Genomic DNA, 19,306 nt, shown 5'->3' on the forward strand with positions numbered 1-19,306 from the left:
CGTCGTGCGTCAGACCTGCGTCCGCTCCTCGACGACCTTCGCGATCTTCGCGATGGCCTCGTCGACCGGGATGCCGTTCTCCTGCGAACCGTCGCGGTAGCGGAAGGACACGGCGCCGTTCTCCATGTCCTCGTCACCGGCGATCACCATGAAGGGCACCTTGGCCTTCTGCTGGTTGCGGATCTTCTTCTGCATGCGGTCGGACGACGAGTCGACGTCCACCCGCAGGCCCTTGGCCTTCGCCTTCTTGGCGAACTCCTCCAGGTACGGGATGTGCGCGTCCCCGATCGGGATGCCGACCGCCTGCACCGGGGCGAGCCACGCCGGGAAGGCGCCCGCGTAGTGCTCGAGGAGCACGGCGAAGAAGCGCTCGATGGAGCCGAACAGCGCGCGGTGGATCATGACCGGGCGCTGCTTGGTGCCGTCGGGTCCGGTGTACTCCAGGTTGAAGCGCTCCGGCAGGTTGAAGTCGAGCTGGACGGTCGACATCTGCCAGGTGCGGCCGATGGCGTCCTTGCACTGCACGGAGATCTTCGGGCCGTAGAAGGCGGCGCCGCCCGGGTCGGGGACCAGCGGAAGGCCCTGCTTCTCGGCGACCTTGCGCAGCGTCTCGGTGGCCTCTTCCCAGACCTCGTCCGAGCCGACGAACTTCTCCGGGTCCTTGGTGGACAGCTCCAGGTAGAAGTCGGTCAGGCCGTAGTCGCGAAGGAGGTTGAGGACGAAGGTGAGCGTCGTGTCGAGCTCGTCCGCCATCTGCTCCTTGGTGCAGTAGATGTGCGCGTCGTCCTGGGTGAAGCCGCGGGCACGGGTCAGACCGTGCACGACGCCGGACTTCTCGTACCGGTACACGGTCCCGAACTCGAAGAGACGCAGCGGCAGTTCACGGTAGGAACGCCCGCGCGCGTCGAAGATCAGGTTGTGCATCGGGCAGTTCATGGGCTTGAGGTAGTAGTCCGTGCCCTCGTCGAGCTGCATGGGCGGGTACATGCCGTCGGCGTACCAGTCCAGGTGCCCCGACTGCTCGAAGAGCTTCCCCTTGGTCGCGTGCGGGGTGTAGACGAACTCGTACCCCTCCTCCTCGTGCCGACGGCGCGAGTAGTCCTCCATGACCCGGCGGATGACGCCGCCCTTGGGGTGGAAGACCGCGAGACCTGAGCCGATCTGCTCCGGGACCGAGAACAGGTCCATCTCGCTGCCCAGCTTGCGGTGGTCGCGCTTCTCGGCCTCGGCGAGGAACTCCAGGTGCGCCTTCAGCTCGTCCTTGGTCGGCCACGCGGTGCCGTAGATGCGCTGCAGCATCGGGTTCTTCTCGCTGCCACGCCAGTACGCCGCGGCGTTGCGCATCAGCTTGAACGCCGGGATGTTCCGGGTGGTGGGCAGGTGCGGACCGCGGCAGAGGTCCTTCCAGCACAGCTCGCCGGACTTCGGGTCGAGGTTGTCGTAGATGGTCAGCTCGCCGCCGCCCACCTCGACGTCCGCGCCGTCGTCGCTCGACGCGGAGCCCTTGATGCCGATGAGCTCCAGCTTGTACGGCTCGTTCGCGAGCTCCTCGCGCGCGGCCTCGTCGGTGACGACGCGGCGCGAGAAGCGCTGGCCGCGCTTCTGGATCTCCTGCATCTTCTTCTCGATGGCCTTGAGATCCTCGGGGGTGAACGGCTTCTCTACGTCGAAGTCGTAGTAGAAGCCGTCCTTGACCGGCGGGCCGATGCCCAGCTTGGCCTCGGGGAAGAGCTCCTGCACGGCCTGCGCCATGACGTGCGCGGCCGAGTGGCGCAGGATGTTCAGGCCGTCCTCGGAGGAGATCTCGACGGGCTCGACCTCGTCCCCGTCGGCCACCGCGTACGCGAGGTCCTTCAGCTCGCCGGCGACGCGGGCGGCGACGATGGTGCGCTGACCGGCGAACAGGTCGGCCGCCGTAGTGCCCGTGGTCACCACGCGCTCTTCCCGCTCGGAATCGCGTTGGATGATCACACGGACGTCTGACACCGGTCTCTCCTGCCTGAAGGGGGGCCGCCCTGCCTGAAGGGCGACTGCGGCAGATCTGCTCCTGCACGCGCAACGAATCGTACCGAGCCATGGGGGCGCATCGCGAAACGGTTATCCCCAGCTCCGGCCGGGCACGGGCCGCATCCGCACCCCGCAGTCCCGCCGCACACCCCTGCAGTCCCGCCGTACGCCCCCTCAGTCCCGGCAGCGCACCCCCTCAGTCCCCGCTGCACGCCTCCTCGAAGAAGTCCAGATTCTCGTGCAGCGACTTCATCAGGCGGTCCCGCTCGGCGTCGTCGACCTGCACCGGCACCACCTTCGCCGCCTGCGTGAGCCTGCGGAAGCCGCCCCGGCTCTCAAGCCGGCCGTGCACCCGGATCGGCAGGCCGACCAGGTGCGCGTGCCCCGCGATGCGGTAGTCCTCCTCGTCCAGGGACATCCGTACGTGCGGGATCTCCGCGCCCGCGAGCACCCGCACCCGCACCGTGCCCGCCCCGCGCGGCCCCGAGCGCCGCATGCGCACCACGGTCCCGGTGATCCGCACCGGCACCGAAGGCTCCTCGCGCAGATAGCGTGCGCTGGCCTCGCGCAGCACGGGCAGGTCGCCGGGCGAGAACTCGACGGGCTCGGCGGACGCGGCGCAGCCGTCGGGCACGCCCGCGGCGGGCGACCACTGCACGCCGACCCTGGCGCCCTCGGTGCCGCGGACGAGGGCGACGACGGCCTCGATCAGCTCGTGGCTGACGCCCGCACCGACGGCGCCGTCGAAGGCGTCCATGCCGCCGGTGGCCCGCTGGTAGTCGACGGCCTCGCGGGCGGCGTACAGCGCCTGGTGCAGCCGCACGGCGAGCGGGCGGCCGGCGGGCACGGGCACGAAGGCGGTCAGCTGCCGGCCGCCGGGGGCGGGCCCCACCAGGATGCTGTCCAGCGAGGCGGCCGCGGGGCGGCGGTGCCGCGCGCCGTAGTACCCGGCCCGTGCGCGGGCGGCGAGCGCGCCCGCGAGCAGCATCAGGCGTGCGGCGCCGCGCAGTTGTTCCTCGACCGTCCAGGACGCGGCGCCCGCGGGGCCGCTCGGCACATCGCGCCACCAGCGGATCTCGTCGCTGGGCACGGCCAGTGACACGAGTACCTCGCGGGCGGACGGCGTGGAGCTGCGGGCCAGCGCGGTCAGGGCCTCGCCGATGAGGTCCTCGCAGTCGGGGAAGGCGCGGCTCTCCGGCACGAGCAGGCTGGTGCCCGCGTGGCCGGGTCCCGGCGGGGTCCAGCGGGAGTAGCGTCCGGCGGCCCCGCCGCGGCGCCGCCAGCCGTGCCGGTCGAGCAGGGCGCCGAGCACGGCGGGGTCGACCTGGGCGGGCTCGGGCGGGTCGGACCACAGGCCGGGGGCGTCGACGGGGTGGGGGCGCAGGCCGCGTGGTGGCCCGGGCTCGCCGATCGGGCGGTGCGTCACGGTTTTCCTCCCGTCCCGACGCGCGTCATGATCTCGCAGAGCGCCCGGTCGTCGAAGATCCGCGAGGTCGGTACGCGGACGGTGGTCCTTCGCCTGCCCGTCACGGGGTGTCCGGCGAGGTTGGTCCAGTAGCAGCAGTGCCGCAGGTCGAGCCGGTCGTGGCCGGCCCGCAGCCAGTCGTCCTGCGAGCGGGGCACGATCATCACGACGAGGATCTTGTGCACCGACACCGGTGTGCGGGCCAGCTTCTCCAGGTGCGCGTTGTCCAGCGTGAAGGAGAAGGCGGGCCCCGCGGGGCGGGGCGGGAGTTGGTAGGTGCACTTGAGCTGCACCTTGATGGTGACCTCGTCGTCGACGGTGTGCCCCGGGGCGCTGTGGCTGACGTGCCAGTCGATGCCGTTGTCCGGAAAGGGCTGCGAGAGGGAGCACCCCGCGGCGGCTGCCACGGCGTGCAGATATCCCACCTGAAGGGTCTCCATACAGGCGGTGGTGGCGAGTGTGCCGCGCGGCGGTGCGATCCGCTCGGGCAGCAGCCCACCCTGTTCGGGCTGCGCGAGCGCCATGTCCAACAAGCCTTCCGAACCAGAGGTTTCGTCACTCGGGCCGGTCGATGTCCGTGCCCCGTACCTGTGTTGTCTCCGTGCCGGGTTCGGCGCAAACGGCCCGGGTATCACCTGCATGGGCAGTCACGCAAGTCAACTGCCGGAGCTGAACGAGGAGTTGCGTCAGGATGACGTGCTGGTACGAGGGCCCATTGGCCGCATTCGACACGGAGACCACGGGTGTCGACGTCGAGACCGACCGGATCGTGTCGGCCGCCGTCGTCGTCCAGAACGGCGCGGGGGCCCGGCCCCGTGTCACCCGATGGCTGGTGAATCCGGGCGTTCCGGTCCCCGCGGGCGCCACCGCGGTGCACGGACTCACCCAGGAGCATCTGGAGCGCAACGGCCGCTGGCCGGCTCCGGTGATGGAGGAGATGGGGCGCGAGCTGGCGGAGCAGGGCGCGGCGGGGCGGCCGCTGGTGGTGATGAACGCGCCCTTCGATCTGACGCTCTTCGACCGGGAGTTGCGCAGGCACCGCGCCTCGTCGCTCTCGCGCTATCTGGAGAGCTATCCGCTGTGCGTCCTGGACCCGCGCGTCCTGGACCGCCAGCTCGACCGGTATCGCAAGGGCCGCCGCACCCTGTCCGACCTGTGCGAGCACTACGGCGTGGAGCTGACGGGCGCCCATGACGCGGCGGCCGACGCGCAGGCGGCGCTCGATGTCGTACGCGCGGTGGGGCGCCGTTTCTCCGCCCGCCTGGAACGCCTGTCCCCCGCCGAGCTGCATACGTTGCAGGCGGTGTGGCACGCGGCCCAGGCGCGCGGGCTCCAGGCGTGGTTCGCGCGCAGCGGCACACCGGAGGCGGTCGATCCCGCCTGGCCGCTGCGTCCCGAACTGCCCGCGGCCGCCTGAGCGTTGCCGCCCGAGCGTCACGGCGCATGAAAAAACCGGTCCGTCGACAACTGACGGACCGGCATTCTCCGGGTGGGCGATACTGGGTTCGAACCAGTGACCTCTTCGGTGTGAACGAAGCGCTCTCCCACTGAGCTAATCGCCCGGGAACGCACTGAACAATACAGGTCCCCGCACCCTTCGTTCAAACTGCTTCGAGGCGCGAGGCCAACCCCCGTCGCCCCGCCCGCATCATCAGGGCGTGGTTCAGGAGGAACAGCGGCCGGCCGGGCACCGCGAGGCGTCGCATCAGGGGTTTGCGTACGTCGACCTCCTGGTCGAAGCGCGCCCGGGTGCCGCCGCCGTCGGCGGCGGTCAGGGTCCAGCGCGCCCAGCCTTCGAGGTCCCCGGTCATGGTGATCTCCAGGATGCCGCGGTCCGGGTCGCGGCGGCGCTCCTCGCCGGTGATGAAGATGTCGTACGGGAGCAGCGACCGCAGCCGCGCGGTGCCGTCGCGCTCGCCGAGCGGGGTCACGGCGCGCACCTGGGGCCACCACCGCGGGTAGTCCTGGGCCTGCTCGAGGACGGCGTACACCGCCCCGGGGGCGGCGCTCAGATTCCACACGCTCCGGAAGCGGTAATGGCACCAGTCCATGGGTCCAGTGTGCGGCCGGGGCGATATCCGCGCGAGAGAACAGACGGATCGTCAACTCGCGGAAATAGGAACGAGTTATTCCGGAAGCGCCCGTACAGGGCATGAATTTCCGTGAAAGACCGTCACATACGGTCGGCACATACAGGCCGCATACCTACGCGCGCGAGATGCGGATACGGTCGCGACCCGTCCGGATACGACTGTGGCCCGGAGACCGTTTCCAGTCTCCGGGCCACAATCCCGGGTGGGCGATACTGGGTTCGAACCAGTGACCTCTTCGGTGTGAACGAAGCGCTCTCCCACTGAGCTAATCGCCCGGGCGCACAGAGAACATTACCCCATGTCAGAGGGTGCCCCCGACCACTCCGGCCGGGGCGACGACCGCCCCGACGGAGCCCGCCTCACTGATCGTTGATCTTCCACGGCATCTGGATGCCGAACTTCCACAGATAGATCCCGCCGAGGGCCGCGAAGATCACCAGGCCGATCGCCGTGAGGATGATGTTGCGGCGGCGCACCCGTGGGTCGAGGGCACGCTGCGCGGCCTCGGTGACCTTCCGCTTCGTCCAGCGGAGCACCAGCTGCGCCCAGACGAACTCGGTCGCCCAGATCGCCATGCCGCCGAAGATCACCACCCAGCCCGGCCCCGGCAGGGGCAGCATGATGATGCCCGCGACCACCACGGCCAGGCCCACGATGAACACGCCGACCTGCCAGCTCAGGTGCAGCGACCGGCGGGCCTTGATGAACTCCGGCGCCCGGGACCCGAAGGGCTTTTCGGCTTTGACCTGCTCGGCCACGTCATCGACGGCGGCGGCCGCCTTCGACTCGTCACTCCCCGTATTCATGCAGCCAAACCTTACCGGACGGAAACCCGTCACCGGAATGGCCGTACGAACCAAACGGACAAGCCGCCATACGGGCCACCTAAAGACACCCAAAACTCCCAGAGGGGTTTACAACGGCACCGTAGGTGGCATGTCGATTTCGCCGACGTGCGAATCCCCGAGCGCACACTGAGCGAAAGGCCCTGGCGCTTATGAACACCACGGTCAGCTGCGAGCTGCACCTGCGCCTCGTTGTGTCGAGCGAGTCCTCACTGCCTGTACCCGCAGGACTGCGGTATGACACGGCCGATCCCTATGCCGTGCACGCCACCTTCCACACCGGAGCCGAGGAAACCGTCGAGTGGGTGTTCGCCCGCGACCTCCTCGCCGAGGGCCTGCACCGGCCCACCGGCACCGGCGACGTCCGCGTCTGGCCGTCCCGCAGCCACGGTCAGGGCGTCGTCTGCATCGCCCTGAGCTCTCCGGAGGGCGAGGCTCTGCTCGAGGCCCCGGCGCGGGCCCTGGAGTCCTTCCTGAAGCGAACCGACGCGGCCGTGCCGCCCGGCACCGAACACCGCCACTTCGACCTCGATACGGAGCTGTCGCACATTTTGGCCGAAAGCTAGCCCGGCCACGGTCCGGGAGCCGCGGGGCGCCGTCCGACTCGGGGAGACGGCGCGGGTACGCCCACGACGAGCGACGAGGACCACCGACAGGCGACGGCAGGACACAGGACACGGCAGGTACCGGCGCCGGTGTCGCGGATTTCCGCGGCGCCGGCGCCGTGGCGTGTACGGCACGAGCCGCTAGCATCGGCCAGCATCGGCGGGCGCTGTTCCCCGGCTCTTGATGAGCGGGGAGCCCCCACTACCCAGGCCAGGGAGCGAATCGTGCTGATCACCCACGACACCCGGTGTGCGCTCGACGCCGTGGTCGATCTGGTGAACTCCGCGCCAGACGAAGAGAGCGGCGACAGCGTCGAAGGGCTCGCGGACGTCGCGGCTCTCGGCGAGTTCGTGAAGAACCACGCGATCAGCGACGTCGGCGTGCTCACGGAGCGGGATCTGGCGGGTGTGCTCCGCATCCGCGGCCGGTTCGCCGAGGTCTTCGCGGCCGAGGAACCGCATGTGGCCGCGACGCTGATCAACGAGCTGATCGCGGCGGCGGGCACCACGCCGCGGCTGACCGACCACGACGGCTACGACTGGCACGTGCACTACTTCGCGCCCGGCGCGTCCGTCGCCGACCACCTGGCGGCCGACTGCGGGATGGCGCTCGCCTTCTTCGTCGTCGCGGGCGAGCAGGAGCGGCTGCGCCGGTGCGAGGCGCCGGACTGCCGGCGGGCCTTCATCGACCTGTCCCGGAACCGCTCGCGCCGCTACTGCGACAGCCGCACCTGCGGGAACCGGCTGCACGTCGCCGCCTACCGGGCCCGGCGCAGGGAGGCCGCAGGCCTCGAACAGGACCTGGCGGGGCAGAAGGTCGTCCAGGCCGACGCGAGCGTCGGTTAGAGCGGGCGCTGGCCGGAGCGGGCGGCGGCTAGAGCAGCAGCAGATCGTGCAGCGACGCCATGAGGAGCAGGCTGCCGATCACCGCCAGGAAGATCATCAGCGGTGGCTGCGAGAGCGCGAAGAGGCAGCCTCGCGGTTCGTCGGCGGTTCGGCGCTCGTCGGCGGCCGTGCCCCGCTCGGCGGGCGGGGCGGAATCGCTCTGTGGGGTGGTGTCAAGCATCTCGCGGTGATGATGACGCAGCGCGGACACCCCCACGTACCAACACGCCCGGTCCGTGGGGGAGTTCGCCGCATTCCGTGACCTTGGTGGGCCCGGCGCGACGCACCTGCGAACGGTGTCCGCCGATACGCTCGAACGAGGTCTCGGAATGCGGGACGGCGTGCCCTTGGGGCGCCGGACGCCACGCCTCTGGGGCGTCGGATGCCGTGCCCCTGGAGCGTCAGATGCCGTGCTTCTTCAAGATGGCCTCGATGTCGCTGAAGTCCTCCCCCGCCCCGGCCTTCTTCTGCTTGGCCGCGGGGGCCGCCTGGGGGCGCGTGGACGGGCCCAGGGAAGGCGCGGAGGCGGCGGGGGCGACGGCGTCACGCTGGGCGGCCTTGGCCGCGGCACGGCGCTCCTTGCGGGTGCCGCCGGTGCGGCGCTCGACCGCGCGGGTCGCCAGGAACAGCAGCCAGGCCGAGCCGAGCACGCCGAAGCCCGCCCAGGCCACCGGACTGAAGGCCGTCTCGGCGGCCCACTCCACCGCCCCGGTCATCACGAGCCCGATCGGGACCAGGGCATAGGCGGCGAGGCGCGCCGCGGCGAGGAATCGCTTGCGATAGGCCGTGACGGCCGCGATGCCGAGGCCGGCCGCGGCTACGGCGGAGCAGATGGTCTCGGCAATCATCCCGGTCCTCCAGGCGTGCGGGCGCGGTGCGGTGTCGCATGTGTCCCTTCCATCCTGCACCGGGTGGGGTCCCGGAAGCCACGGCCCCAGAGCACATCAGGGAGATATCCGGGTCGCGGCTCCTCCCCAGGTGCCGGTCGGCCGCGGCGGGCGGCCCTCGCCGCAGGTCCCGGTTGGGGCACGCACCCGGGGGCTGGGAGACTGTGCGCATGAGCGACTCCTCCCCCGCGGGCCCCGCCGGCCCCCTCGTCATCGACGTCTGGTGCGAGCTGCAGTGCCCGGACTGCCGCACCGCCCTGGACGACGTGCGCGCCCTGCGTGCCCGCTACGGCGACCGTGCCGAGCTGCGCCTGCGCCACTTCCCGCTGGAGAAGCACAAGCACTCCTTCGCCGCCGCACAGGCCGCCGAGGAGGCCCTGGAGCAGGGCAAGGGCTGGGAGTACGTCGAGGCGGTCCTGGAGCGGGTCGAGGACCTGGACCGTAAGGGCGAACCCTTCCTGGTCGAGATGGCGGGGGAACTCGGCCTGGACGCCGAGGAGTTCGACACCGCCCTGGTGGACGGCCGGCACATCCTGATCGTCGACGCCGATCAGGCCGAGGGCAAGGCGATCGGGGTCACCGGGACGCCCACGTACGTCGTCGACGGTGAGCGTCTTGACGGCGGCAAGAGCCAGGACGGTCTGCGCGAGCGCGTCGAGGAGATCGCCGACCGCGTCCTCGCTGCGCGTAAGCACAGGTAACTAGAGCAACTGCTTGTACAAGTAGTACGTACGCGCCTCGTAGCCCAGCGACTCGTACAGCCGCAGAGCCGGTGTGTTCCCCGCGAAGACGTTCAGGCCGATGCGGTCCTTGCCGGCTTCGAGGCACTGGCCCTCCGCGTGGAGCATCAGGCTGCGGCCGTGTCCCCGGCCGCGGTGCTCCTCGCGGACCTCGATGTCGTACACGAAGCACTCGCCGCGACGCTCCGCCACCCACAGGATGCCGACGACCTCGTCGCCCTGGAGCAGCACGCTGAACCGGGCGCCGGGCGTCGCGAGGCCCTCGCCCAGCGAATTGCGCTGGTCCGCCTCGACCTTGGCGCGTGCCTCCGCCTCCGGCACTCCGCGGTCGATCCAGTCCTGGGCGTAGACGTCCTTGGAGTGCTCGGCCCACTCCGCGAACTCCTGCTCCGTCATCGGACGTGCCCGCACGTCCGCCGGCAGCTCGGGCGGGCGCAGCGGCAGCGGCTTGGACATCTGGCGATTGCGCTCCACATAGCCGAGCGCCGTGGCGAGGGCCAAGGCCTCCGGGGCGGTCGCGGGCACGCCCGCCTCGATCCGTGCGCAGCCCCAGCCGCGCGCCACCTCCTCGGCGGCGAGCGCCGCCACGGTCGCGCGGCCCCGGCGGCGGTCGGGGGCGTCGATGCGCAGGTCCAGGATCGAGGCGACGCGCGGGCCGAACACGTCGTGGGTGGCCAGCTTTATCCGGCCGACGGGGCGGCTGTTCACGCAGACTTCGAAGTCGCGCGACTTGGCGCCCTCAGTGCTCTCGTGGAGCGGCCCGGACGGCCGCAGGGTCGTGGTCATCACGGGAGTTGTACCCACTGGGCGCCCCCCGCGTCATCCGGATTTACGCCCCCGCGCTCCGCGCCCAGTCGGAGAGCCCGCCCCGGCCTTCTCGCCAGTCCCTAAGGATCGAGGTCGTCCGCCGCGCGCTCCGCGAAGACCCGCATCGCCTTGGCCGTCACGGGGCCCGGGGCGCCGGGCAGTTCACGGTCGTCGACGCGGTGCACGGCCTGCACGTCACGCAGCGTCGAGGTGAGGAAGACCTCGTCGGCGCGGTCGAGCACGTCCAGGGGCAGGTCGGTCTCGTGCGCGCCGGTCCATTCGACTGCCAGCGCGCGCGTGATGCCCGCCAGGCACCCGGAGGCGACCGGCGGCGTGTGGATCTCACCGTCGAGCACGACGAAGACGTTCGATCCGGTGCCCTCGCAGAGCTGCCCCACCGTGTTGGCGAACAGCGCCTCCGTAGCGCCCTGTTCCGTGGCGCGAGCAAGAGCGACGACGTTTTCGGCGTACGAGGTGGTCTTCAGGCCGGTAAGGGCGCCACGCTCGTTGCGGGTCCAGGGGACGGTGATCACGGCGGTGGAGTCGGGGCGCCGCTTGGTCTCGCCGAGGGCGACGACGAGCGTGGGGCCCTGGTCGCCGCGGTCGGAGCCGAGCGGCGAGAGGCCCCCGGTGTACGTGATGCGCAGCCGCCCGAGCTCCATCGGGTTGGCGTCGAGGACGGCGGCGCAGGCGCGGCGCACCTCGGCCTGATCCGGCTCGGGCAGCCCGAGACCGCGGGCCGAACGGGCAAGGCGGTCCAGGTGGCGGGTCAACGCGAACGGCCGTCCAGCCGTCGCCTTCACGGTCTCGAAGACGCCGTCGCCGACGGTCAGTCCGTGGTCGAGCACGGAGACGCGGGCGGAATCGAGGTCATGCAGGCCGCCGTTGAGCCATATCTTCACGAGGGGGGTCCTCCGTTTGGTGCGTACGTTCCCGAGGCTACCGCCAGCAGCCGCTCGGCCTTCAGCTCCGTCTCGCGCCACTCGCCCTCGGGGGCCGAGCCCCAGGTGATGCCCGCCCCCGTACCGAACCGCAGCACGGCGTCGCCGGTGTCGCTCCGGTCGATCCAGAACGTGCGGATCCCGACGGCCAGCTCGCCGGTGCCCCGGTCCGCGTCGACCCAGCCGATGCCGCCGCAGTAGGGGCCGCGGGGCGCCGTCTCCAGGGCGTCGATGATGCGCAGGGCGCTGGACTTCGGGGCGCCGGTGACGGAGCCGGGCGGGAAGGTGGCGTCGAGCAGGCCGGGCCAGCCCGCGTCGGCGCGCAGTTCGCCGCGGACGGTGGAGACGAGGTGGACGAGGCCCGGGTGCTTCTCGACGACGCACAGCTCCGGCACGGTCACCGTGCCGGTCGCGCAGACCCGCCCCAGGTCGTTGCGGACGAGGTCCACGATCATGACGTTCTCGGCGTAGTCCTTCTCCAGGAGGTCCGCCTCGGTGCGCCCGGTGCCCTTGATGGGCCCCGACTCGACGACGCCTCCGGTGCGGCGCAGGAACAGCTCGGGCGAGGCGGTCGCGATCTCGACGCCGTGGTCGGGCAGGCGGATCGTTCCGGCGTACGGAGCGGGGTTCCCGCGCGCGAGGAGCGCCGTCAGGGCGTCCACGTCGGCGTCCGCGGCGACCTGCGCGGACAGCACTCGGCAGAGGTTCGCCTGGTACACGTCGCCCGCGGCGATGTGTTCGCGTATGCGGCGCACACCTTGCGTGTACGCGGCGCGGTCGAGCGACGACGTCCAGTCACCGGGCGCAGGGCCGCTCCAGGCCCCCGGCACCGGCGCGGGCACGGCTTCCTCACGCACGGTGCCGAAGCGGGCACACACCAGCCGGCCCTCGAAGTCCGCGGACACCGCCCAGAAGCCGGCGGTGTCCAGGGCGGAAGGGTCGCTGGTCACGTCCCGGAGATCGGTCGCGACGAGGCCGCCGAAGCGCGCCAGAGGAGACAGGTCGTGCACGGCTGTGAGTCTATGACCGGCGCTCCGAGCCTGCTCCGGGCCTCTGAAAGCAGGCGACAGCGCAGCACGCTGCGCAAACGCGTTTTTGTACTGGCCCAGGAATCCGCTAGAGTTCAACACGTCGCCGGGACGCGGAAGCGGGCCGGGAAAGACAAGCGGACGTAGCTCAGTTGGTAGAGCGCAACCTTGCCAAGGTTGAGGTCGCCAGTTCGAACCTGGTCGTCCGCTCGCAGGAACCGCGGGGGATCTTCCCGAACCCCCGTAACTCCTGGTGGAGTGGCCGAGAGGCGAGGCAACGGCCTGCAAAGCCGTCTACACGGGTTCAAATCCCGTCTCCACCTCCAAGGACGATTAGCTCAGCGGGAGAGCGCTTCCCTGACACGGAAGAGGTCACTGGTTCAATCCCAGTATCGTCCACTGGCATCTCTGATCAGAGTTTTTGATCATGCAGAGGTCCCCGCGCGATTAGCTCAGCGGGAGAGCGCTTCCCTGACACGGAAGAGGTCACTGGTTCAATCCCAGTATCGCGCACGCAGCAGCCCCATCAGGGTGTTGCACTCGCAGGTTGACCTGCGCGATTAGCTCAGCGGGAGAGCGCTTCCCTGACACGGAAGAGGTCACTGGTTCAATCCCAGTATCGCGCACCAGCTCCACGAAGCCCCCGGCCGTTTCCACGGCCGGGGGCTTCGTCGTGTCCGCGCGGGACGGTGTCCGCTCAGGAGGAGAAGAGCATGTGCCCGAAGCTCTTGTGCCGCTTGTGGCCGTGATGCCCGTGGTGACCGCCGTGGCCGCCGTGCGGGGCGCCCCAGGCGGGCGCGGGCGCCGCCGGGTAGGCCGGGGCCGCCGGTGGGGCCTGCGGGGCCTGGTGCCCGTTCCACTGGTTCTCCAGGCGGGTCAGCGCCTCGAGCTCGCCGTAGTCGAGGAATATCCCGCGGCAGCCGCTGCACTGCTCGATCTGGACGCCATTGCGGTTGTACGTGTGCATCTGTGCATGGCACTTGGGACAATGCATGGTCGGCTCAACTCCTCGCCGGTCGTGACTGCTTGGCCGGATGTCTGCCCGGCTTCGGTGCAGTGCACCCTACTTCGTACCGGTCGGCGCCAAGTCCGGCGGGACGGCCGCCATCCTGCGGCAGGCGTCCACGAACGTCTCTTCGACCTCGTCAAGCGCCCGCTCCCCCGCCACCGCCTTGGTGATCGCGAGGGCCGCGGTCTGCACGGTCAGCGCGCGGGCGGGTACGTCGAGAACCGGCCACGGGTCCGCGCCGTCGGCGGGGACGGCCGGGCCGCCCGCCGCGCGGTAGGCGTTCAGGAAGCGCGTCCACTCCTCGGGCAGGAGCAGCCCGCAGGCGTACCAGGCCGCGGGGCGGGCCAGGTCCCAGGCCGGGTCGCCGGTGCCCAGGTCGTCGATGTCGATGAGCAGCCACCGGTCCGCGGGCGTGCGGACGAGCTGGCCCAGGTGCAGGTCGCCGTGGCACAGGTGCGGGGGGCCCGGATACGGGGCCTCGTCGCGGGCCCAGGCCGGCAGGACGCCCCACGCCCGCTCCACCGGGGACGCGGCGGGGTGCGGGGCCGTCGCCCGCAAGCGGGCCACGGCACGGGCGGCCTTCTCCGGGCCGCGCATCGGCGGCAGCGGAAGCGCGAGCCCGGCGTGCGGGGTGCGGTGCAGGCGGGCCAGGAGGGTGGCCACCTCCTCCCAGGGAGCCGCGTCCGGGTCGTCGCGGTCCACGGGGGCGCCGTACGGCCACAAGGTGACCAGGCGGTCGTGCAGGCGGGCCGGCTGTGCGGACAGCGGGGCGAGGAGGGTGTCGGCCAGGCCGGGGTGGGCGGCTGCCGCGAGGCGGGCGGTGAGCGCGGGCTCGGGGGTGCCGGGGGCGTGGGCCTTCGCCACGACGTCGGCGTGACGGACCACCATGGCGTCCGGACGGTCGGCGAGGACGCCGTGCGGGGCGTCGCAGGCACAGTCGGGGGTGCGGTGGGCCCTGAGCTTGGCCTGGGCGGTCAGAGCGGGCAGCAGGGCGGTCACGGATCCCCCGGGATGTGGCTGTGGTTCTCGCGTGAGCGTACGGGACGGTCCGGTGCCCCATCCCTGCCGTTCGCCGCAAAAAGAAACAGCCCGCGCAGCTCCCCAGCTGCGCGGGCTGTTGTGCCGTCCGCCGCACCCCCGTCCCCACGGGGTTTCATGGCCGGATGTCCCCGCCCGGACCGCTCTTCCGGGCCTGGGGCGCCGCTCAGCGCCCCAGCATCACGCCCACGGACGACGCTTGTGTGACCACTGCCTCCCAGCCGCCGAAGGCGACCGTGAGCAGGGCTGCCAGGGGGAGGACCATGAGCGTGGCCACCAGGGGGTGGCGCGTTCCGGACGGCCGGACGCCCAGGGTGGAGAGCTTGCGTCCCTGTGTGCGGATCATCGTCCGCGGCGCGGTGTCCGCCATGGTTCTCTCCCTTCCTGACTCTGTTGTTTCTTCAGTTGGTTCTGGTGTTGGTCCTGCTGGTGATGCTTGGCAGCGGCGGGTGTCTGACCTCGGGGGACGAGTGCTGCACCCGCCGCTTGACCTCAAATCTAGGTCCGCCCGGCGCTTCGGGCGTCATGCCCTCGTACCGATTGGCTGGCCTCCCGGAGGATGACCGGTCGTCACACAAGTACTCCCGTGGGTGGAGACGAGGACCTAGGTCTCAGGGTCTTCCCGGAGGGGATGTCCGGACCGATCAGGCCGTTGCCGACCGATCGGACCGTTCCGAGCTGTCCTCCCTGGGGACGGGCTGCTCCACGAGGGCCAGGACCCTGGTCGCCATGAAGCGCGCCGTGCGGACCACGGAGCCGCTGCGGGTGACTTCGCTCACTTCCACCACTCCCCTGCGGACGGCCGTCTCCACGCGGCGGCCTGCCCGGCTCGCCACCACTTCGTACGTACGCGTCGTGTCACCTGCGTCCACGACTATCTCCACGCGGTCACCCTTCACGCGATCAATCCCCCTTCAGCGACGGGTGGTTGAGGGGTCGGGCGGCGGGAAATGCCCCGTGTCCCGCGGCGCCTGACCACTTTTCAAGTTTCCCACCCGGCACTGACAATCGATCGGCCCGCGAGGGCGCGGCCTCTGCACGTGCCCCGCCGCGGAAACGTAAGCTGTGGCTCGTCAGACGGACCGGGCAGCGGGGATGAACATGGCGATGATGCGCCTGAGGCGCGAGGACCCGCGTGTCGTCGGATCGTTCAGGCTGCACAGGCGGCTGGGCGCCGGCGGGATGGGCGTGGTCTATCTGGGCTCCGACCGCCGCGGTCAGCGCGTCGCCCTGAAGGTGATCCGGCCGGATCTGGCGGAGGATCAGGAGTTCCGTTCGCGCTTCGCCCGCGAGGTGTCGGCCGCCCGGCGCATCCGCGGCGGCTGCACGGCCCGCCTGGTCGCGGCCGATCTGGAGGCCGACCGCCCCTGGTTCGCCACGCAGTACGTGCCGGGGCCCTCCCTTCACGACAAGGTGGCCGCCGAAGGCCCGCTGTCCGCGGCCGAGGTGGCCGTCGTCGGCGCCGCGCTGTCCGAAGGGCTCGTCGCGGTGCACGAGGCCGGGGTCGTACACCGGGACCTCAAGCCGTCGAACATCCTGCTGTCCCCCAAGGGCCCCCGGATCATCGACTTCGGCATCGCCTGGGCGACGGGGGCCTCGACCCTGACCCACGTCGGCACGGCCGTCGGCTCGCCGGGCTTCCTCGCCCCCGAGCAGGTGCGCGGCGCCGCCGTCACGCCCGCCACCGACGTGTTCGCGCTCGGCGCCACGCTCGCCTACGCGTCCATGGCCGACTCGCCCTTCGGGCACGGCAGTTCGGAAGTGATGCTGTACCGCGTGGTGCACGAGGAGGCCCAGCTCCAGGGTGTGCCGGACGCGCTCGCCCCGCTGCTGCGGGCCTGTCTCGCCAAGGCCCCGGAGGAACGTCCCAGCACGCTCCAACTGTCGCTCCGGCTCAAGGAGATCGCGGCCCGCGAGGCCCAGGGCCTCAGCGACGTACGGCCGCCCGCGCCGCGCCAGGACCAGGACCGGCCGACGGGCCGTCTCGCCGACACGTACGAAGTGCCCGACACGTACGCGGACGAGCGCACGCAGCGCCGCACCGCGCCCGGCACCCCGCTGCCGCGCACCGACGGCTCATCGCGTCCCGGGGCCCCGCGCACCGGCGGCTCCCGGACCGACGGCCCACGCACCGGCGGCCCGCGTACCGGTGACTCCCGCACGGGCGGCTCACGAAACGGCGACCCGCGTACGGGCGGCTCACGGACCGGTGGGTCCCGCACCGGCGGGTCGCAGTCCGGCTCGCGGCCCGCGGCGCCGCGCGACACGGGGCGTACGGGCGGCAGGCCCGCGCCCCGCAGCGGTGCGGGGCGGCAGGGCCCGCGCACCACGGGCACGCGGCTGCGGCCCGCCAATCCGCGGCTGCTGCGGCAGCGGCTTTTCGTCTTCGTCGTGGTGACGCTGCTGGTCGCGCTGGGGATCGCCGCCGCGCAGGGCTGCCAGGGGCCCGCGCGGGGGCTCGGTGGCGTGCGTGACGGGCACGGTGCGGTGCGGGTCGTGGACGGGCCCGTAGGGGTCGGGCCGGAGCAGGCCGTGGGGCCGGAGGCCGGGGCTTCGCGGTTCTGAGCCGGGCGGCTCAGGGCTGGGAGCGGTCGTACGGCTCAGGGGCCGGGAACACCGTACGACTCAGGCCTGAGGGCGGCCCGTCGCCACCGCGTAGAACGCGACCGCCGCCGCGGCGCCCACGTTGAGCGAGTCGACGCCGTGCGCCATCGGGATGCGGACCCATTCGTCGGCCGCTACCAGGGCCTGCGTGGACAGCCCGTCACCCTCGGCGCCCAGCATCAGCGCGACGCGGTCCATCCGGTGCGGCGCGGCCTCGTCGAGGGTCTTCGCCTTCTCGTCGGGGGTCAGCGCAAGCAGGTTGAAGCCCGCCTCGCGGACGCCTTCCAGGCCCTTCGGCCAGGAGTCCAGGCGGGCGTAGGGAACGGAGAAGACCGCTCCCATGGAGACCTTCACCGAGCGGCGGTAGAGCGGGTCCGCGCAGTCCGGAGAGAGCAGCACGGCGTCCATGCCGAGGGCGGCGGCCGAGCGGAAGATCGCGCCGATGTTCGTGTGGTCGTTGACCGCCTCCATCACCACGACGCGGCGGTGCGTACGGAGGATGTCCTCGGCGGTGGGCAGCGGCTTGCGCTGCATCGACGCGAGGGCGCCGCGGTGCACGTGGTAGCCGGTGACCCGCTCGGCGAGCTCGGGGCTGACGGCGTAGACGGGCGCCGGGACCTCGTCGATGACGTCGCGCATGACGTCGACCCACTTCGCGGAGAGCAGCATCGAGCGCATCTCGTAGCCCGCGAGCTTGGCGCGCCGGATCACCTTCTCGCCCTCGGCGATGAACAGGCCCTCCGCGGGCTCGCGCTTGCGGCGCAGCTCGACGTCGGTCAGGCCCGTGTAGTCACGCAGGCGCGGGTCGTCGGGATCTTCGATGGTGAGGAGATCGGCCACAGGGTGATACTGCCTTGTCCGGAGAGTGGTGCCAACGGCTCGGGAGCAGTTCCGTTACCGGTGGTTACGTTGAGGGGCGTGGGGGCGGCGGTCAGTCGGTCCGGGCGGGGTTCATCGCGGCCACCGCGCCGATCACGATGACCGCGGGGGGCTTCACGTCGTGGGTGCGCACGGCCTCCGCGACGGTCGCGAGGGTCGCGTCGACGCGGCGCTGGGCGGCCGTCGTGCCCTCCTGGATCAGGGCCACCGGGGTGTCCGCGGGCTTGCCGTGGGCGGTCAGGGTCTCGGCGATGCGGCCGATCTTGTCCACGCCCATGAGGATCACCAGGGTGCCGCGCAGCCGGGCGAGCGCCGGCCAGTCGACCAGGGACCGCTCGTCGTCGGGCGCGACATGGCCGCTGACGACCGTGAACTCGTGGGCCACGCCCCGGTGCGTCACCGGGATGCCCGCCGCTCCCGGAACCGAGATCGAGCTGGAGATGCCCGGCACCACCGTGCAGGGGATCCCCGCCTCGGCCAGCGCCTGGACCTCCTCCATGCCGCGGCCGTAGACGAAGGGGTCGCCGCCCTTGAGGCGTACGACCGACTTGCCCTGCTTGGCGTGCTCGATCAGGGCGTTGTTGATGGCCTCCTGGGCCATGAAGCGGCCGTACGGGATCTTCGCCGCGTCGATCACCTCGACGTGCGGCGGGAGTTCGCTGAGCAGGTCGCGGGGGCCGAGGCGGTCGGCGATGACCACGTCGGCCTCGGCGAGGAGGCGGCGGCCTCGGACCGTGATCAGGTCCGGGTCGCCGGGGCCGCCGCCGACCAGGGCCACGCCGGGGGTGCGGGTGCGGTGGTGCGGGGCGACCAGGGTGCCGTCGCGCAGGCCCTCCACCACCGCGTCGCGGATGGCGGCCGTGCGGCGTGGGTCTCGGCCCTTGGCGTCCGTGGTGAGGACCGCGATGGTGACGCCTTCGCTGTGGCCCGTGGCCGGGGTCCAGGCCGTCGCCGCGTCGGCGTCGTCGGAACGGACGCACCATACGCGGTTCCGTTCGGCCTCCTCTGAGGCGGCCGCGTTGGCCGTGGGGTCGCTCGTCGCGATCAGGGCGTACCAGGCTTCGGCGAGGTCGCCGTCGGCGTACGTCCGGCGGTGCCAGGTGAGTTCGCCCGCGTCCGCCATCGCCTCTACCGAGGGGGTTGCCGAGGGGGAGATCAGGGTGATGTGCGCGCCAGCGGCGATGAGGGCGGGGAGGCGGCGTTGGGCCACCTGGCCGCCGCCCAGGACCACGGTGTGGCGGCCGGTGAGGCGGAGGCCTACGGGGTAGGCGGGGTGTTCTGCGGCCATGGGGGCTCCTTGTGCGCCGTTCCTGGGGGGCGGGGTGGGTGGGGCGGGGATGGGGGGCCCTGCGGGGCTTTCCCCAATCCCACCCCTTCCCGAAACCGGGGGCTCCGCCCCCGGACCCCCGTATCGGCCTGGACGGCCTCGTCCTCAAACGCCGGACGGGCTGAAATGTTGCCGTACGCCTGGAA

21 protein-coding genes and 7 tRNA genes are annotated in these 19,306 nt (G+C 71.6%); 10 read left to right on the forward strand and 18 right to left on the reverse strand.

What is annotated here, in order from left to right:
• Positions 1-9: 9 nt before the first annotated feature.
• The 3 genes from thrS to IEY91_RS26235 all read right to left on the reverse strand — a co-directional run bounded on the left by thrS (position 10) and on the right by IEY91_RS26235 (position 3,996).
• A complete protein-coding gene (thrS, locus tag IEY91_RS26225; protein WP_164326380.1) occupies positions 10-1,986 on the reverse strand; it encodes a threonine--tRNA ligase in 1,977 nt (658 codons plus the stop codon).
• A gap of 217 nt (positions 1,987-2,203) precedes the next feature.
• Positions 2,204-3,433 (reverse strand): hypothetical protein, encoded by a 1,230-nt coding sequence (locus IEY91_RS26230; RefSeq protein ID WP_164326379.1) that lies wholly within the window; start codon positions 3,431-3,433, stop codon positions 2,204-2,206.
• The gene (locus IEY91_RS26235) at positions 3,430-3,996 is read right to left on the reverse strand and encodes a DUF4365 domain-containing protein (RefSeq protein WP_164326378.1); all 567 of its coding nucleotides are present in this window, start codon (positions 3,994-3,996) and stop codon (positions 3,430-3,432) included. Before IEY91_RS26235 ends, IEY91_RS26230 begins: the two co-directional genes overlap by 4 nt.
• A gap of 167 nt (positions 3,997-4,163) precedes the next feature.
• Between IEY91_RS26235 and IEY91_RS26240 the strand changes: the two genes are divergently transcribed.
• A complete protein-coding gene (locus IEY91_RS26240; RefSeq protein ID WP_164326377.1) occupies positions 4,164-4,889 on the forward strand; it encodes a 3'-5' exonuclease in 726 nt (241 codons plus the stop codon).
• Positions 4,890-4,962: 73 nt separating this feature from the next.
• Here the strand turns inward: IEY91_RS26240 and IEY91_RS26245 are convergent.
• The 4 genes from IEY91_RS26245 to IEY91_RS26260 all read right to left on the reverse strand — a co-directional run bounded on the left by IEY91_RS26245 (position 4,963) and on the right by IEY91_RS26260 (position 6,371).
• Positions 4,963-5,034, reverse strand: a tRNA-Val gene (locus tag IEY91_RS26245).
• A gap of 39 nt (positions 5,035-5,073) precedes the next feature.
• On the reverse strand, positions 5,074-5,523 hold the full coding sequence (locus IEY91_RS26250; RefSeq protein WP_189175918.1) for an SRPBCC family protein: 450 nt from the start codon (positions 5,521-5,523) through the stop codon (positions 5,074-5,076).
• 245 nt (positions 5,524-5,768) lie between these two features.
• Positions 5,769-5,840: transfer RNA gene (locus tag IEY91_RS26255), tRNA-Val, on the reverse strand.
• 84 nt (positions 5,841-5,924) lie between these two features.
• Positions 5,925-6,371 carry a TIGR02611 family protein gene (locus IEY91_RS26260; protein ID WP_164326375.1) on the reverse strand — a complete coding sequence of 149 codons (447 nt, stop codon included), beginning with the start codon at positions 6,369-6,371 and terminating at the stop codon, positions 5,925-5,927.
• A gap of 191 nt (positions 6,372-6,562) precedes the next feature.
• On the opposite strand from IEY91_RS26260, the gene IEY91_RS26265 reads away from it, so the two are divergent.
• Together IEY91_RS26265 and IEY91_RS26270 are read left to right on the forward strand one after the other, a co-directional pair.
• Positions 6,563-6,976 (forward strand): SsgA family sporulation/cell division regulator, encoded by a 414-nt coding sequence (locus IEY91_RS26265; RefSeq protein ID WP_003959770.1) that lies wholly within the window; start codon positions 6,563-6,565, stop codon positions 6,974-6,976.
• 264 nt (positions 6,977-7,240) lie between these two features.
• Complete coding sequence (locus tag IEY91_RS26270; protein WP_164326374.1) at positions 7,241-7,861, forward strand: CGNR zinc finger domain-containing protein; 621 nt, start codon at positions 7,241-7,243, stop codon at positions 7,859-7,861.
• 28 nt (positions 7,862-7,889) lie between these two features.
• Here IEY91_RS26270 and IEY91_RS26275 read toward each other — a convergent pair whose 3' ends face one another.
• Together IEY91_RS26275 and IEY91_RS26280 are read right to left on the reverse strand one after the other, a co-directional pair.
• Entirely contained in the window at positions 7,890-8,081 is a 192-nt protein-coding gene (locus IEY91_RS26275) for a hypothetical protein (protein ID WP_164326373.1), read from the reverse strand.
• 220 nt (positions 8,082-8,301) lie between these two features.
• Entirely contained in the window at positions 8,302-8,748 is a 447-nt protein-coding gene (locus IEY91_RS26280) for a hypothetical protein (RefSeq protein ID WP_189175919.1), read from the reverse strand.
• A 209-nt stretch (positions 8,749-8,957) separates the two neighbouring features.
• Here IEY91_RS26280 and IEY91_RS26285 point away from each other — a divergent pair, with 209 nt between their 5' ends.
• A complete protein-coding gene (locus IEY91_RS26285; RefSeq protein WP_164326371.1) occupies positions 8,958-9,488 on the forward strand; it encodes a DsbA family protein in 531 nt (176 codons plus the stop codon).
• Here IEY91_RS26285 and IEY91_RS26290 read toward each other — a convergent pair whose 3' ends face one another.
• From IEY91_RS26290 to IEY91_RS26300, 3 genes are all read right to left on the reverse strand, one after another.
• Complete coding sequence (locus IEY91_RS26290) at positions 9,489-10,313, reverse strand: GNAT family N-acetyltransferase (RefSeq protein WP_189175920.1); 825 nt, start codon at positions 10,311-10,313, stop codon at positions 9,489-9,491.
• A 101-nt stretch (positions 10,314-10,414) separates the two neighbouring features.
• Positions 10,415-11,236, reverse strand: a complete 822-nt coding sequence (locus IEY91_RS26295; RefSeq protein WP_189175921.1) for an aminotransferase class IV — start codon at positions 11,234-11,236, stop codon at positions 10,415-10,417.
• Positions 11,233-12,285 (reverse strand): chorismate-binding protein, encoded by a 1,053-nt coding sequence (locus IEY91_RS26300; RefSeq protein ID WP_189175922.1) that lies wholly within the window; start codon positions 12,283-12,285, stop codon positions 11,233-11,235. The genes IEY91_RS26295 and IEY91_RS26300 overlap by 4 nt, the downstream gene beginning before the upstream one ends.
• Before the next feature lie 155 nt (positions 12,286-12,440).
• Here IEY91_RS26300 and IEY91_RS26305 point away from each other — a divergent pair.
• The 5 genes from IEY91_RS26305 (at position 12,441) to IEY91_RS26325 (ending at position 12,932) form a co-directional block, all read left to right on the forward strand.
• Positions 12,441-12,513: transfer RNA gene (locus IEY91_RS26305), tRNA-Gly, on the forward strand.
• 42 nt (positions 12,514-12,555) lie between these two features.
• A tRNA-Cys gene (locus tag IEY91_RS26310) sits at positions 12,556-12,629 on the forward strand.
• A 1-nt stretch (position 12,630) separates the two neighbouring features.
• Positions 12,631-12,702: transfer RNA gene (locus IEY91_RS26315), tRNA-Val, on the forward strand.
• A 42-nt stretch (positions 12,703-12,744) separates the two neighbouring features.
• Positions 12,745-12,816: transfer RNA gene (locus tag IEY91_RS26320), tRNA-Val, on the forward strand.
• 41 nt (positions 12,817-12,857) lie between these two features.
• Positions 12,858-12,932, forward strand: a tRNA-Val gene (locus tag IEY91_RS26325).
• A 68-nt stretch (positions 12,933-13,000) separates the two neighbouring features.
• On the opposite strand, the gene IEY91_RS26330 is transcribed toward IEY91_RS26325, so the two are convergent.
• From IEY91_RS26330 to IEY91_RS26345, 4 genes are all read right to left on the reverse strand, one after another.
• Complete coding sequence (locus tag IEY91_RS26330; RefSeq protein WP_164326367.1) at positions 13,001-13,297, reverse strand: TFIIB-type zinc ribbon-containing protein; 297 nt, start codon at positions 13,295-13,297, stop codon at positions 13,001-13,003.
• Between the two features lie 69 nt (positions 13,298-13,366).
• A complete protein-coding gene (locus IEY91_RS26335) occupies positions 13,367-14,311 on the reverse strand; it encodes an aminoglycoside phosphotransferase family protein (protein WP_189175923.1) in 945 nt (314 codons plus the stop codon).
• A 205-nt stretch (positions 14,312-14,516) separates the two neighbouring features.
• The gene (locus tag IEY91_RS26340; RefSeq protein WP_016644343.1) at positions 14,517-14,720 is read right to left on the reverse strand and encodes a hypothetical protein; all 204 of its coding nucleotides are present in this window, start codon (positions 14,718-14,720) and stop codon (positions 14,517-14,519) included.
• A 274-nt stretch (positions 14,721-14,994) separates the two neighbouring features.
• Entirely contained in the window at positions 14,995-15,249 is a 255-nt protein-coding gene (locus IEY91_RS26345) for a DUF8836 family protein (RefSeq protein WP_164326365.1), read from the reverse strand.
• 196 nt (positions 15,250-15,445) lie between these two features.
• Between IEY91_RS26345 and IEY91_RS26350 the strand changes: the two genes are divergently transcribed.
• Entirely contained in the window at positions 15,446-16,915 is a 1,470-nt protein-coding gene (locus IEY91_RS26350) for a protein kinase domain-containing protein (protein WP_164328685.1), read from the forward strand.
• A 60-nt stretch (positions 16,916-16,975) separates the two neighbouring features.
• Here the strand turns inward: IEY91_RS26350 and IEY91_RS26355 are convergent, their stop codons facing one another.
• Together IEY91_RS26355 and cobA are read right to left on the reverse strand one after the other, a co-directional pair.
• The gene (locus IEY91_RS26355; protein ID WP_164326364.1) at positions 16,976-17,794 is read right to left on the reverse strand and encodes a TrmH family RNA methyltransferase; all 819 of its coding nucleotides are present in this window, start codon (positions 17,792-17,794) and stop codon (positions 16,976-16,978) included.
• Positions 17,795-17,885: 91 nt separating this feature from the next.
• Positions 17,886-19,121, reverse strand: coding sequence for a uroporphyrinogen-III C-methyltransferase (cobA, locus tag IEY91_RS26360; RefSeq protein ID WP_164326363.1), 1,236 nt, complete (start codon positions 19,119-19,121; stop codon positions 17,886-17,888).
• Positions 19,122-19,306: the final 185 nt, after the last annotated feature.

This window comes from Streptomyces lasiicapitis (assembly GCF_014646335.1).
Taxonomy (GTDB): Bacteria; Actinomycetota; Actinomycetes; order Streptomycetales; family Streptomycetaceae; genus Streptomyces; species Streptomyces lasiicapitis.